Here is a 13330-nt window from a genome sequence, read left to right on the forward strand (position 1 = left end):
CGACCACGCGGCGCGAGGGTGCGAGGCTGACCCCATGAGCGAGACGGTCGTGGACCAGGGGCTGCTCGTCCCCGAGGGGGCGCACGTGCTGGGCGACCCGGCGGCCCCGGTGACCGTCGTGGAGTTCGCCGACCTGGAGTGTCCCTACTGCCGTGACGCGACGCCCGTGCTGCGCGACGTCGTCGCCTCGTCCGGCGGCACCGTGCGGCTCGTGCTCCGCCACTTCCCGCTCTTCGAGGTGCACCCCCACGCCCTCGTGGCCGCGCTCGCCGTGGAGGCAGCCGGCGCGCAGGGCCGGTTCTGGGAGATGGTCGAGGAGCTGTACGCGCACCAGGACCGCCTGGCTGACGCCGACCTCGTGGCGGCCGCCGAGCGTGCCGGTGTCCCCGACCCGGGCGCCGTCGCCGGACCGGCGGCGCAGCGGTGGTCCGAGCGGGTGCGGCGCGACTACGGCGACGGCCTCGCCGCCGGGGTCGAGGGCACCCCCACGGTCTTCGTCGGCGGGGTGCCGCTGCGCGGGCGCGTCACCCCCGAGCGCGTGCGGGACGCCGTCGCCGCCGCTACCGCGCGGGCGGGCCGTCCTCGCTGACCGGCTCGGGACGGACCGGCTCGGGACGGACCGGCTCGGCCGGCTCCGACGGGTTGGCCCAGTCCCCGGCGGGCAGCGCGGCCGGCGGGCCGTCCGGGGAGGCAGGTGAGCACAGGGGCCAGCGCTCACCCATCGACCGCAGCACCAGCGACCCGAGCACCGCCGAGACGGCGGACCCCACCAGGATGCCGATCTTGGCCTGCTCCACCAGCACCTCGTCGTCGAACGCCAGCTCGGTGATGAACAGCGAGATCGTGAACCCGATGCCTGCCAGCATGGCGCCGCCCAGCAGGTGGGAGTAGCGGACCCGCCCGGGCAGGTCGCCCAGGCCGAGCCGCAGCGCGAGCGAGGACGCGGCGAAGATGCCGACGGCGTTGCCGACCACGAGCGCGACGGCGGTGCCGATGGTCAGGGGAGAGGTGGCCGCGGCGCGCAGGGTCTCGGCGTCCACGCGCACGCCCGCGTTGGCGAGACCGAACAGCGGTACCACCGCGTACGCGCTCCACGGGTGCAGCACCCGTTGGAGGCGGTCGTTGGCCGGGACGGCGGCGCGGGAGGCCACCTCCGTCAGGTGCTGCTGCTCCGCCGTCGTCTCGTGCGCGAGGCGCTTGGCGTACCCGTGCACGGCCACCACCTCCTCGCGGCGGGCGAGCGAGGCCGGGACCAGCAGGCCCACGAGCACTCCGGCGAGGGTGGCGTGCACGCCGGAGGCGTGGACGGCGAACCACAGGGCGACCCCGGTGGCCACGTAGGGGGCCAGGCGCCACTCGCGCACCCAGCGCAGCCACACCAGGACGCCCACGAGCGCCGCCGCCACCAGCAGCCCGGGGACGTTCACCTGGTCGGTGTACGCCACGGCCATGACGGTGATGGCCCCGATGTCGTCCACCACGGCGAGGGTGAGCAGGAACAGGCGGAGCTGGTCCGGGCACCGGGGGCCGAACAGCGCGAGCACGCCGACGAGGAAGGCGGTGTCGGTGGACATGACGATGCCCCAGCCGTGCGCCGCTTCGGTGCCGGCGTTGAACGCGAGGAAGATCAGGGCCGGCACCAGCAGGCCGCCGAGCGCCCCGAGCGCGGGGACGGCGATGGCGCGCCGGTCGCGCAGCTCGCCCGTGGTGGCCTCACGGCTGATCTCCAGGCCGATGACCAGGAAGAAGACCGCCATGGTCGCGTCGTTGACCCACGCGTGCAGGTCCATGCCCCACGACCAGCCGCCGACGTCGACACCGAGCCAGGTGTCCCAGAAGGCGTGATAGGTGCCGCCCCAGGGGGAGTTGGCCCACAGCAGCGCGAGCACCGAGGCGCCCAGCAGCAGGGTGGCGCCGCCGGACTCGGTGGCGAGGTAGGAGCGCACGTGGGGCGCCAGGGGGCGCAGGGCGATCCGCAGGGGTGGCCCGGGGCGGCCGAGGTCCGTCACGTCGGGGTCAACCCTCCTCGTGGCCGGCGCCTTCCCGGGGCGGCGCGTCAGGGCTGGTCGTAGACGTCCTTGACGACGAGGACGGGGACCGAGGCGTCGAGCAGCACTCGCTGGGTGGTGGTGCCCATGACGAACGTGCCCAGGCTCGAGCGCTTGCGGGCGCCGACGACCACCAGGGTGGCTCCGGCGGCCTCGGCGGCGTCGAGGATCGCGTCGGCAGGCTCGGCGTCCTTCTCGCGGAAGGTCACCGGCTCCAGGTGCAGGCCCTCGGGCAGGTCGGCGAGCCGACCCGCCAGGGGCTCCGGCACGCCGTCGTCGTCGCCGCGCGGGTTGAGCACCAGCACCGACAGGGGAAGCCGGCGGCGGGACGCCTCGGCGATGCCGGCCCGCAGGGCGGCGTCACCGTGCGGGGAGGCGTTGCAGGCCACGAGCACCGTCATGCCGTCCACCTTCTCACGACCCCCGCACCGGCGGCGCGCGTCGCGGGCTTCGCCGCGCGATCGTGACCTGGCCGGCGACCTGCCGTCACCGGGCGCCACCCGCCTGCGGCGCGGCCACGGAGAGCCCAGCCGGCAGCAGCGCCGGCAGCGAGCGCAGCAGCGCGGCGACGCGCGGCGCGCGGGAGTCGCCCGCCATCCGTTCGACCGGTGCGGTCACGCTCACCGCGGCGACGGGGCGCCCCTGGCGCAGCACCGCCACCGCCACGCACGCGATGCCCGGCTCGTTCTCCTCGTCCTCCTGGGCGTATCCCTGGCGGTGGGCGGTGTCGAGCGCCCGGCGCAGGTCGGCGGGCGAGCAGTCGCCGGCCGCGAGGCGGGCGAGCGCGGCGTCGTCGAACGGCCCGGTCGTGGCCTCGGTGGCCGCGAGCCAGGCCCGGCCCAGCGCGGTGGTCGCGGCGGGGCGGTGGCGCCCGACGGCGGACCAGACGCGCACCGCCCGCTGCGGCTCGACCTTGTCGAGGTAGACGATCTCGCGCCCGGCGAGCGCGCCGAGGTGCACCAGCTCGTCCACCTCCGCCGAGACGGCGGTCAGCGCCGGACGCAGGAGCTGGGGGAGGTTCTCCTCCTGGAGGAACGCGCTGCCGAGGGCCAGGGCGGCGGGTCCCAGGCGGTAGGCACCGTCGGGTGCCTGCTCGGCGTAGCCGCGGTGCCGCAGGGCGGCGAGCGTGCGGTGCAGGGTGGTCTTGTTGACCTCGACCTCGGTGGCGAGCGCTGCCAGCGGGGCGCCGCCGGCGCCGGCACGGGCGAGCGCGTCGAGGGCCTGGAGCGCCTTGTCGACGCTGCCGAGGGGGCTCGCTGACATGAGGGCGTCCCTTCCGGTACGGTGCGTTGCGTAGCGTACAACATGCGTTCACCCATACGAAACGCTCCGGGCGACGGTGTCCGGCGCGAGAAGACGGAGCCCACGATGGACCCAGTCCTCGACCGCATCGGTGAGCTGCGCGTCGTCCCCGTCGTCGTCGTCGACGGCGCGGACGAGGGCGCCCGGCTCGCCGACTCCCTCGTCGCCGGCGGCCTGCCCGTCGCGGAGGTCACCCTGCGCACGCCCGGAGCGCTCGCCGCGCTCGAGGCCGTCGCCGCCCAGCCCGACGTGCTCGTCGGGGCCGGGACCGTCGTCACCGCCGCACAGGTCGACCAGGTCGTCGAGGCCGGCGCCCGGTTCCTCGTCTCGCCCGGCCTCTTCGAACCCGTCGTGCGCCGCGCGCAGGAGCGCGGCGTGCCGATCCTGCCCGGCGTGGCCACGGCCTCCGACCTCATGCGCGCCGTCGACCTCGGGCTCGACGTCGTCAAGCTCTTCCCCGCCTCCGTCGTCGGCGGCCCCGCCGCCGTCAAGGCGCTCTCCGGGCCCTTCCCGCAGATGCGGTTCATGCCCACCGGCGGCGTCAGCGCCGCCAACCTGCACGACTACCTCGCCCTGGACGCCGTCCTCGCCGCCGGCGGCTCCTGGATGGTCGACCGCGCGCTGGTCACCGCCGGCGACTGGGCCGAGATCACCCGCCGCACCCGCGAGGCCGTGGGCCTCGCCGCCGACCCCAGCTACCGGGAGGCCTGACCCGTGAACCCGTCTGTCAGCACGCGCCCCGCCACCGAGTGCCGCTACGACGTCGTCGCCCTCGGCGAGGTCATGCTCCGCCTCGACCCCGGCGACCGCCGCATCCGCACCACCCGCACCTTCGACGTCTGGGAGGGCGGTGGCGAGTACAACGTCGCCCGCGGCCTGCGTCGCGCCTTCGGCCTGCGCGGCGCCGTCGTCACGGCGCTCGCGGACAACGAGGTGGGCCGTCTCGTGGAGGACTTCATCCTCACCGGCGGCCTCGACACGAGCTGGATCCGGTGGCACGAGTACGACGGCATCGGCCGCACCGTGCGCAACGGGCTCAACTTCACCGAGCGCGGCTTCGGCGTGCGCGGGGCCGTCGGCGTCTCCGACCGCGGCAACACGGCGATCGCGCAGATGCGGCCCGACGATGTCGACTGGGACGCCCTGTTCTCCCAGGGGGTGCGCTGGTTCCACACCGGCGGCATCTTCGCCGCGCTCTCGGAGTCCAGCGCCGAGGTGGCCGAGGCCGCGATGACCGCGGCGCGCAAGCACGGCACCGTCGTCTCCTACGACCTCAACTACCGCCCCTCGCTCTGGAAGGGCATCGGCGGGCCGGCGCGCGCGCAGGAGGTCAACCGGCGCCTGGCCTCCCACGTCGACGTCATGATCGGCAACGAGGAGGACTTCACGGCCTCGCTCGGATTCGAGGTCGAGGGCGTGGACGAGAACCTCACCGACCTCGACACCGGAGCCTTCCGCGCGATGATCGACAAGGCCGCGGCGGAGTACGAGAACTTCCAGGTCGTCGCGACGACGCTGCGCGGGGTGCGCACGGCGACGGTCAACGACTGGGGCGCGATCGCCTGGTCGCGCGCCGAGGGCTTCGTCGAGGCGACGCACCGCCCGGCCCTGGAGATCTACGACCGCGTGGGCGGCGGCGACTCGTTCGCCTCCGGCCTCGCCTACGGGCTCATGGAGCTCGGGTCGCTCCAGGAGGCCGTGGAGTTCGGCGCCGCGCACGGGGCCCTCGCGATGACGACGCCAGGGGACACCACCACGGCGACGCTGGCCGAGGTGGCCAAGCTCGCCAGAGGCGGCAGCGCGCGAGTCCAGCGCTGACCCTGGGGTACCGCCCTGACGCCGCGTCAGGGCGGTACCTCCCGGCCGCCCGGACATCGACGGAAGCGGTGCGTCAGCGTTGCCGGGTGCGGCGTCAGGGATCCGTCAAAGGCCCCCTGCAGGGCCTGCCGCGGCGCGTAGACCAGGACGCATGACCGACCTGGCCTACCTCGTGCTGACCGTGGTGTTCTTCGCCGCGGTCGCCCTCGTCGCCCGCCGCAGCGGCCGGGGGCGTCCGTGAACGCCCCCGATCTCGCGGCCCTCCTCGTGACGGCCGCCCTGCTCGCCTACCTCCTCCTCGCGCTGCTGCGCGGCGGCAAGGCGCGGTGACGAGCCTCGTGACCACCACCGTCGGCATCGCGCTCGCGCAGGTGGGCGTGCTGCTGATCCTCCTCGCTGCGGTCCACGCCCCCTTCGGCGCGTACCTCGCCCGCGTCTACTCCAGCCCTCGGCACTGGCGCGTCGAGCGTCTGCTCTACCGGTCCGTGCGCGTCGACCCCGACGCCGAGCAGCGCTGGAGCACGTACCTGCTCTCCCTGCTGGGCTTCTCCCTCGCCTCGGTGCTCCTGCTGTTCGGGCTCGGCCGTCTGCAGGCGCACCTGCCCTGGAACCTCGGCTTCACGGGCCTCGATCCCGCCGGTGCGTGGAACACCGCCGTCAGCTTCACCACCAACACCAACTGGCAGTGGTACTCCGGGGAGGCCGTGGCCGGGCACCTGCTGCAGATGGCCGGCCTGGCCGTCCAGAACTTCGCCTCGGCCGCGGTCGGCATGGCGGTGGCCGTCGCTCTCGTGCGCGGCTTCGCCCGGTCCGGCACCGACGCGCGCGTCGGCAACTTCTGGGCCGACCTGACGCGGGGCGTCACGCGCGTGCTGCTCCCGGTCTCGTTCGTCGCCGCCCTCGTGCTCGTGGCGAACGGCGTCGTCCAGAACCTCGACCCGCACACCGCCGTGACCACGCTCTCCGGCGGCACCCAGACCGTCCTCGGAGGGCCGGTCGCCTCGCAGGAGGCGATCAAGCAGCTCGGCACCAACGGCGGCGGCTTCTTCAACGCCAACTCCGCGCACCCGCTCGAGAACCCGAACCCCGTCACCAACCTCCTGGCGGTCTTCCTCATGCTGGTGGTCCCGTTCTCGCTGCCGCGGGCCTTCGGCCTTCTCGTCGGCGACCGCCGGCAAGGGTGGGCCGTCCTCGGCGTGATGGCCGGGCTGTGGGCCGTGGCCGTCGCGCTCACCACCTGGGCCGAGACGGCGGGCCCAGGCCTGGTGCCTCAGCTCGCGGGCGCCGCCACGGAGGGCAAGGAGGTGCGGTTCGGCATCCCGGCCAGCGCCTTGTTCGCCGCCTCCACCACCGGGACGTCGACAGGCGCGGTCAACGCGATGCACGACAGCTTCACCGCCCCGGGCGGCGGCGTCGTCCTCTTCACGATGCTGCTCGGCGAGATCGCCCCGGGCGGCGTCGGTGCCGGCCTGTACGGGATGCTCGTGCTCGCCGTCGTCGCCGTGTTCGTCGCCGGTCTGATGGTGGGGCGCACGCCCGAGTACCTCGGCAAGAAGATCGGCCAGGGCGAGATGACGCTCGTGGCCCTGTACGTGCTGACCACGCCCGCCGTCGTCCTGGTCGGCACGGCGCTGTCCGTGGTGCTCGGACCCGGCCTCGCCGGCATCCAGGAGCCCGGCCCGCACGGGCTGTCCGAGGTGCTGTACGCGTTCGCCTCGGCCGGCAACAACAACGGCTCGGCGTTCGGAGGCCTCACCTCAGGAACGCCGTACTACGAGACCCTGCTCGGCCTGGCGATGCTCGCCGGCCGGTTCGTGCCGATCGCCCTCGTCCTGGCGCTCGCCGGGCGCCTGGCCTCGCAGCGCACCGTCCCGCCGTCCGCGGGCACGCTGCCCACCCACCAGCCCTTGTTCGCGGGCCTCGTCGGCGCCGTCGCGCTGGTGGTCGTCGGCCTCACCTACGTCCCGGTCCTGTCCCTCGGTCCCGTCGTGGAGTCCCTGTCATGAGCGCACCCGTGCGTACCTCGCCCACCGTTGCCGGGTCCCCGTCGTCGCGCACGGCGCCGCGGACCGACGGCGGCCACCGCCGCCCCGTGCGCGGCGGCCGTGCCCTGACCTGGGCCCAGGTCCGCTCCGCCCTGCCCGGCGCCCTGCGCAAGCTCGACCCCCGCCGGATGGTGCGCACCCCGGTGATGTTCGTCGTCGAGGTAGGAGCCGCGGCCACCACGCTGCTGGCCGTGGCCGAGCCGGGCGTCTTCGCCTGGTGGGTCGCCGCGTGGCTGTGGCTCACCGTCCTGTGCGCCACGCTGGCCGAGTCGGTCGCCGAGTCGCGCGGCAAGGCCCAGGCCTCCACGCTCCGGGCGGCCCAGCAGCACACCACCGCGCGCAAGGTGGTCGCACCCGCGGAACCCCTGCGGTACGGGTCGAGGCGGGCGGAGATCGAGACCACCGTCGTGCCGTCCGCGACCCTCCGTGTCGGCGACCTCGTCGTGGTCGAGGCCGGGGAGACGATCCCCGGTGACGGGGACGTCGTCGAAGGCGTCGCCGCGGTCGACGAGTCGGCGGTCACGGGGGAGTCCGCCCCCGTGATCCGCGAGTCGGGCGGCGACCGCTCGGCGGTGACCGGCGGCACCGTGGTCCTCAGCGACCGTGTCGTCGTGCGCATCACCGCGCCGACGGGCTCCACGTTCGTCGACCGGATGATCGCCCTGGTCGAGGGCAGCGAGCGCCGGCGCACGCCGAACGAGACGGCGCTCGACGTGCTGCTGACCTCGCTGACCATCGTGTTCCTGCTCGCCGTCGCCACCCTCCAGCCCTTCGCTGTCTACAGCGGTGCGCGGCAGCCGCTCCTCGTGCTCGTCGCCCTGCTCGTGTGCCTCGTCCCGACGACGATCGGCGCGCTGCTCAGCGCCATCGGGATCGCCGGCATGGACCGCCTGGTGCAGCGCAACGTGCTGGCGATGTCGGGCCGCGCCGTCGAGGCGGCGGGCGACGTGGACGTGCTGCTGCTCGACAAGACCGGCACCGTCACGTACGGCAACCGCCGCGCCACGCGCGTGCTCCCCGTGGGTGCCGTGACCGAGGCCGAGCTGGCCCGGGCCGCCCGCCTGTCGTCGCTCGCGGACGAGACCCCCGAGGGGCGTTCGGTCGTCGACCTCGTCGACGCCGTCCTGGGTGGTTCCGCCGAGCTGCCGCCCGGCGCGGAGCAGGTGCCGTTCTCGGCCCAGACGCGGATGTCCGGGGTCGACCTGGATGCCGAGCCGGGGGCGGGGCACCCGGGCGAGCCGTACCGCGTCCGCAAGGGTGCCGGCTCGGCCGTGCGCGCCTGGCTGCAGTCGACCGAGGCGCACGTGCCCGCCGCGGACGCCGAGGAGCTCGCCGCCCTGGTCGACGGCGTCTCCCGCTCCGGCGGCACCCCGCTCGTCGTCGCGGAGCAGCGGGGCGAGCGCCCCGCGCGCGTGCTCGGCGTCGTCCACCTCAAGGACGTCGTCAAGGAGGGCATGCGCGAGCGGTTCGACGAGCTGCGCGCCATGGGCATCCGAACGGTCATGGTGACCGGCGACAACCGGGTCACCGCGCAGGCGATCGCGGCGGAGGCGGGGGTGGACGACGTCCTCGCCGAGGCGACCCCGGAGGACAAGCTCGCCCTCATCCGGCGCGAGCAGGAGGGTGGGCGGTTGGTCGCGATGGCCGGCGACGGCACCAACGACGCCCCGGCGCTCGCGCAGGCCGACGTCGGGGTCGCGATGAACTCCGGCACGTCGGCCGCGAAGGAGGCCGGCAACATGGTCGACCTCGACTCCGACCCCACCAAGCTCATCGAGATCGTCCAGATCGGGAAGCAGCTGCTCATCACCCGCGGGGCGCTGACCACCTTCTCCGTGGCCAACGACGTCGCGAAGTACTTCGCGATCCTCCCGGCGATGTTCGTGGGGGTGTTCCCGCAGCTGGACGTGCTCGACGTCATGCGGTTGGCCAGCCCCGAGTCGGCCGTGCTCAGCGCGGTCGTCTTCAACGCGCTGATCATCGTGGCCCTCGTGCCGCTCTCGCTGCGGGGCGTGCGGTACCGCCCGGCGTCGGCGGCGGTCCTGCTGCGCCGCAACCTGCTCCTCTACGGGCTCGGGGGGCTGGTGGCGCCGTTCGTCGGCATCAAGCTCCTCGACCTGCTCGTCTCGCTGATCCCCGGAGTCTGACGCCATGACACCCACCTCCACCCCGCCCACCGCCTCGACCGGGGCCGCGGCCTCTTCCACGCTCGTCGCCCTGGGCCGCCACGCCGGGGCCGGGCTGCGCATGCTCGTGGCCTTCACGCTCCTGCTCGGCCTCGCCTACCCGCTCGCCGTCACGGGCGTCGCCCAGATCGCCTTCCCCTGGCGGGCCGCCGGGTCCCTCCTCACGTCCGACGGCGCTCGCACCACCGAACGCTCCCAGGCCGTGGGCTCGGCCCTGGTCGGGCAGGGCTTCGAGGGCGCCGAGTGGTTCCACCCCCGTCCCTCGGCCGCGGGCGACGGGTACGACACGCTGGCCTCGGGCGGCTCCCACCTCGGCCCCCAGAACGCCGACCTGGCGGCGACCGTCGCCGCGCGACGGGAGCAGGTCGCGGCGGAGGAGGGTGTCGGCCTCGCCGACGTGCCGGCCGACGCCGTCACCGCCTCCGGCTCGGGGCTCGACCCGCACGTGAGCCCGCAGTACGCCGCGCTGCAGGTGCCGCGCGTCGCAGCCGCACGGGGCCTGGACCCCGCCGTCGTGCGCGACCTGGTCGCCGCGCACACCGCCGGGCGCCCGCTCGGCGTGCTCGGCGACCCGCGCGTGAACGTTCTGGAGCTCAACCTCGCGCTCGAGCGGCTCGAGTGAGGCACGATCGCACCGTGCACGACGACGACGGCGCTCCCCGGGCTCGGGGCGCGCGGAGACGAGGCCGGCTGTCGGTCTACCTCGGTGCCGCGCCCGGAGTCGGCAAGACGTACGCGATGCTCGACGAGGCCGCGCGCCGGCGGGCGCGCGGCACCGACGTGGTCGTGGGACTCGTGGAGACGCACGAGCGCGCCGCGACCGCGGCCATGCTCGAGGGCCTGGAGGTGGTGCCGCGCCGCACCGTGACCTACCGCGGCACCACCCTCACCGAGATGGACACCGACGCCGTGCTCGCCCGCGCGCCCGAGGTCGCCCTCGTCGACGAGCTCGCGCACACCAACGCGCCCGGGTCCCGGCACGCCAAGCGCTGGCAGGACGTCCACGACCTCCTCGACGCCGGCATCGACGTGGTGACCACCGTCAACGTCCAGCACCTCGCGTCCCTCACAGACGACGTCGAGGCCGTCACCGGCGTGCGGCAGCGCGAAACCGTGCCCGACCAGGTGGTGCGCGACGCCGACCAGATCCAGCTGGTCGACCTGTCTCCGCAGCAGCTGCGCCGCCGCCTCGCCCACGGCAACGTGTACCGGGCCGAGCAGATCGACGCGTCGCTCACCTCCTTCTTCCGCGAGGGCAACCTCACGGCGCTGCGCGAGCTCGCCCTGCTGTGGCTCGCCGACCGGGTCGACGACGCGCTGACCCGCTACCGCTCCGACCACGCCATCACCGGCACCTGGCCCGCCCGCGAGCGCATCGTGGTCGCCGTGACCGGCGGGCCCGAGACGGAGACGCTCGTGCGGCGGGGCGCCCGCATCGCACAGCGTGCCGCCGGGTCGGAGCTCCTGGCCGTGCACGTGCTGCCCACCGACGGCCTGCCCGTCGCGGCACCCGGCACGATCGCCGCCCAGCGGGCGTTCGTCGAGTCGCTCGACGGCACCTTCCACACGGTGGTCGGCGAGGACGTCGCCTCCGCCGTCGTCGACTTCGCCCGCGGCGTGAACGCCACGATGATCGTCGTCGGGGTCTCACGGCACTCGCGCTGGCGGCAGGCGTTCCTCGGCTCCACGAGCGCCGAGATCGCCCGGCTCTCCGGAGCGGTCGACGTGCACCTGGTGACCCATGAGCGGGCGGGTGCCGGGCGGCGCTCGCGGGCCCGCTGGTCGGCCCTGTCCCCGGTGCGGCGCGTGCTGGGCCTCGGAGCGGCCGCCGTCGGTCCGCCGGCCCTCGCGGCGCTGCTGCTCGTGCTGGACCGGGCGCCCGAGGACCTCTCCAGCCCGCTCATGTTCTTCCTGGCCCTCGTGGTGGGCGTCGCGATCCTGGGCGGCCTGTGGCCGGCGCTGCTCGCCGCCCTGGTCTCGTTCGCGTGCCTCAACTGGTTCTTCACCGAGCCCACCGGGCGGCTCACGGTGGCCAGCCCCGGCCAGCTGCTCGCGCTGGGCGTCTTCGTGGTGGTGGCGGCGGCCGTCGCCTCCGTCGTGGACCTCGCTGCGCGGCGGACCGTGGAGGCGTACCGCGCTCGGGCCGAGGCCTCGACGCTGGCGGCGCTGTCACGCTCGGTGCTCTCGGGCGAGGACACCGCGCAGGCGGTCGTGGAGCGGCTGGCCGAGACGTTCGGGCTCGAGCAGGTGCGGCTGGACGTGCGCCGCGACGGGCGCTGGCGGGCCGCGGCGGTGGCAGGCCGCGGTGCCGGGACGGAGGCCCGGGCAGGGGGCCAGGGCCGGCCGTCGCCGGTCGCCGGGGAGTCGCAGGTGCGGATCGACGACGAGCACCGGCTGGTGCTCACGGGCCGGGTGCTGCCCGCGAGCGACCGGCAGGCGGTCGAGGCGTTCGGCGCCCAGGCGCGCATGGTGCTCGAGCACCGCCGGCTGCGTGAGGCCGCCGCCCAGGCGGTGGCGCTCGAGCAGGCCGAGGCGACGCGCACGGCGCTCCTCGCCGCCGTCTCGCACGACCTGCGCACGCCGCTGGCCTCCATCCGCACCGCCGTCGACGGCCTCACCAGCCCGGACGTGGAGCTCGACGCCGAGGACACCGAGGCGCTCGAGGCGACCCTCGCCGACTCGACCCGGCGGCTCGAGCGCCTCATCGACGACCTGCTGGACCTCTCGCGCCTGCAGACCGGGGCCGTACGGCCCGTCCTGCGTCCGGTGTCGCTGGAAGAGGTCGTGCTGCTGGCCGTCGAGCCGTGGCTGGGCGACGTGGACCTCGACGTGCCCGAGGACCTGCCGCTGGTCCGGACGGATCCGGGCCTGCTCGAGCGGGTCGTCGCCAACCTGGTGTCCAACGCGGTGCGGCACTCGGGCGCGCGGCCACGAGTCGTGGCCGGCACCGGGCACGACGACGTCGTGGTCCGGGTCGTGGACACCGGGCCGGGCGTGCCCGACGCCCGCAAGGCGACCATGTTCGAGCCCTTCCAGCGTCTGGGCGACGCCTCCGGCACCGGCCTCGGGCTGGGCCTGGCCGTCGCGGACGGGCTCGCGGACGCCGTGGGAGCCGCCGTCACCGCCGAGGACACGCCCGGCGGGGGGCTCACGATGGTGGTCACGGTGCCCGTCGCAGCGCGGACCGGGCCCGACGCCGGTCCGCTCACGGGCCGGGGGTCCGCGCGATGACGGGCGGCAACCGCGTGCTCGTCGTGGACGACGACGCCGGGCTGGCGCGGGCGCTGGCGATCAACCTGCGCGCCCATGGCTGGGAGGTCACGGTGGCGGGCACCGGCGCGGCGGGGCTCGACGCCGCCGCCTCCGCCCGCCCCGACGTCGTCGTGCTCGACCTGGGCCTGCCGGACATGCCGGGGCTCGACGTCGTCGCGGGCATCCGGGGCTGGTCGCGCGTGCCGATCGTCGTGCTCTCGGCGCGGCAGCTCGGGGAGGACAAGGTCGACGCGCTCGACGCCGGCGCCGACGACTACGTGACCAAGCCGTTCGCCATGAACGAGCTGCTCGCCCGGCTGCGGGCCGCCGTGCGGCGTGCGCAGCCGGCCGAGGCGGACGAGCCGGTCGTGGAGGCGGGCGAGCTGATCATCGACCTCGCACGCCGCACGGTGACGCGGTCCGGGCGCGCGGTGCGGCTGAGCCCTACCGAGTGGGGCCTGCTCGAGGTGCTCGTGCGGAACCGAGGGCGCATGGTGGGCAGGCAGCAGCTGCTGCACGACGTGTGGGGGCCGTCGTACTCCTCGGAGACGAACTACCTGCGCGTCTACAGCGCGCAGCTGCGTCGCAAGCTCGAGGCGGACCCGGCCCACCCGCGCCACATCCTCACGCACCCGGGGGCCGGCTACCGGTTCGAGGTGTAGACGCCCGCGGAACCCGG

Annotated in this window: 11 protein-coding genes; 8 read left to right on the forward strand and 3 right to left on the reverse strand. The window is 75.1% G+C overall.

Translation table 11 applies throughout. The features are described from left to right. The first annotated feature begins 34 nt into the window (after positions 1-34). The gene (locus tag DNL40_RS01065) at positions 35-589 is read left to right on the forward strand and encodes a DsbA family protein (protein WP_111249382.1); all 555 of its coding nucleotides are present in this window, start codon (positions 35-37) and stop codon (positions 587-589) included. On the opposite strand, the gene nhaA is transcribed toward DNL40_RS01065, so the two are convergent. The 3 genes from nhaA to DNL40_RS01080 form a co-directional block, all read right to left on the reverse strand. Further along, positions 561-2009, reverse strand: coding sequence for a Na+/H+ antiporter NhaA (gene nhaA, locus DNL40_RS01070; protein ID WP_111249383.1), 1449 nt, complete (start codon positions 2007-2009; stop codon positions 561-563). The two genes, DNL40_RS01065 and nhaA, sit on opposite strands and share 29 nt — an antisense overlap. Positions 2010-2056: 47 nt before the next feature. Beyond that, a complete protein-coding gene (locus DNL40_RS01075) occupies positions 2057-2449 on the reverse strand; it encodes a universal stress protein (RefSeq protein WP_111249384.1) in 393 nt (130 codons plus the stop codon). 85 nt (positions 2450-2534) lie between these two features. Then, positions 2535-3311, reverse strand: a complete 777-nt coding sequence (locus tag DNL40_RS01080; protein ID WP_111249385.1) for an IclR family transcriptional regulator — start codon at positions 3309-3311, stop codon at positions 2535-2537. Positions 3312-3416: 105 nt separating this feature from the next. Here DNL40_RS01080 and eda point away from each other — a divergent pair, with 105 nt between their 5' ends. The 7 genes from eda (at position 3417) to DNL40_RS01115 (ending at position 13313) form a co-directional block, all read left to right on the forward strand. Beyond that, positions 3417-4061, forward strand: a complete 645-nt coding sequence (eda, locus tag DNL40_RS01085) for a bifunctional 4-hydroxy-2-oxoglutarate aldolase/2-dehydro-3-deoxy-phosphogluconate aldolase (protein WP_111249386.1) — start codon at positions 3417-3419, stop codon at positions 4059-4061. Between the two features lie 3 nt (positions 4062-4064). Then, a complete protein-coding gene (locus DNL40_RS01090; RefSeq protein WP_111249387.1) occupies positions 4065-5168 on the forward strand; it encodes a sugar kinase in 1104 nt (367 codons plus the stop codon). Positions 5169-5506: 338 nt separating this feature from the next. After that, positions 5507-7174: a potassium-transporting ATPase subunit KdpA gene (gene kdpA / locus DNL40_RS01095; RefSeq protein ID WP_245885555.1), complete on the forward strand. Its 1668-nt coding sequence runs from the start codon at positions 5507-5509 to the stop codon at positions 7172-7174. Further along, a complete protein-coding gene (kdpB, locus tag DNL40_RS01100; RefSeq protein ID WP_111249389.1) occupies positions 7171-9360 on the forward strand; it encodes a potassium-transporting ATPase subunit KdpB in 2190 nt (729 codons plus the stop codon). Before kdpA ends, kdpB begins: the two co-directional genes overlap by 4 nt. Positions 9361-9364: 4 nt before the next feature. After that, the gene (kdpC, locus tag DNL40_RS01105; RefSeq protein WP_111249390.1) at positions 9365-10021 is read left to right on the forward strand and encodes a potassium-transporting ATPase subunit KdpC; all 657 of its coding nucleotides are present in this window, start codon (positions 9365-9367) and stop codon (positions 10019-10021) included. Between the two features lie 14 nt (positions 10022-10035). Further along, positions 10036-12630: a DUF4118 domain-containing protein gene (locus DNL40_RS01110; RefSeq protein WP_245885556.1), complete on the forward strand. Its 2595-nt coding sequence runs from the start codon at positions 10036-10038 to the stop codon at positions 12628-12630. Then, on the forward strand, positions 12627-13313 hold the full coding sequence (locus DNL40_RS01115; protein WP_111249391.1) for a response regulator: 687 nt from the start codon (positions 12627-12629) through the stop codon (positions 13311-13313). Before DNL40_RS01110 ends, DNL40_RS01115 begins: the two co-directional genes overlap by 4 nt. Positions 13314-13330: the final 17 nt, after the last annotated feature.

The sequence above is a fragment of the Xylanimonas oleitrophica genome (assembly GCF_003244315.1).
Lineage (GTDB): Bacteria > Actinomycetota > Actinomycetes > Actinomycetales > Cellulomonadaceae > Xylanimonas_A > Xylanimonas_A oleitrophica.

Coding starts and splice junctions, on each gene's coding strand:
- DNL40_RS01065 (WP_111249382.1), top strand. CDS start 35: ATGAGCGAGACGGTCGTGGACCAGGGGCTGCTCGTCCCCGAGGGGGCG.
- DNL40_RS01075 (WP_111249384.1), bottom strand. CDS start 2,449: ATGACGGTGCTCGTGGCCTGCAACGCCTCCCCGCACGGTGACGCCGCC.
- DNL40_RS01080 (WP_111249385.1), bottom strand. CDS start 3,311: ATGTCAGCGAGCCCCCTCGGCAGCGTCGACAAGGCGCTCCAGGCCCTC.
- eda (WP_111249386.1), top strand. CDS start 3,417: ATGGACCCAGTCCTCGACCGCATCGGTGAGCTGCGCGTCGTCCCCGTC.
- kdpB (WP_111249389.1), top strand. CDS start 7,171: ATGAGCGCACCCGTGCGTACCTCGCCCACCGTTGCCGGGTCCCCGTCG.
- kdpC (WP_111249390.1), top strand. CDS start 9,365: ATGACACCCACCTCCACCCCGCCCACCGCCTCGACCGGGGCCGCGGCC.
- DNL40_RS01115 (WP_111249391.1), top strand. CDS start 12,627: ATGACGGGCGGCAACCGCGTGCTCGTCGTGGACGACGACGCCGGGCTG.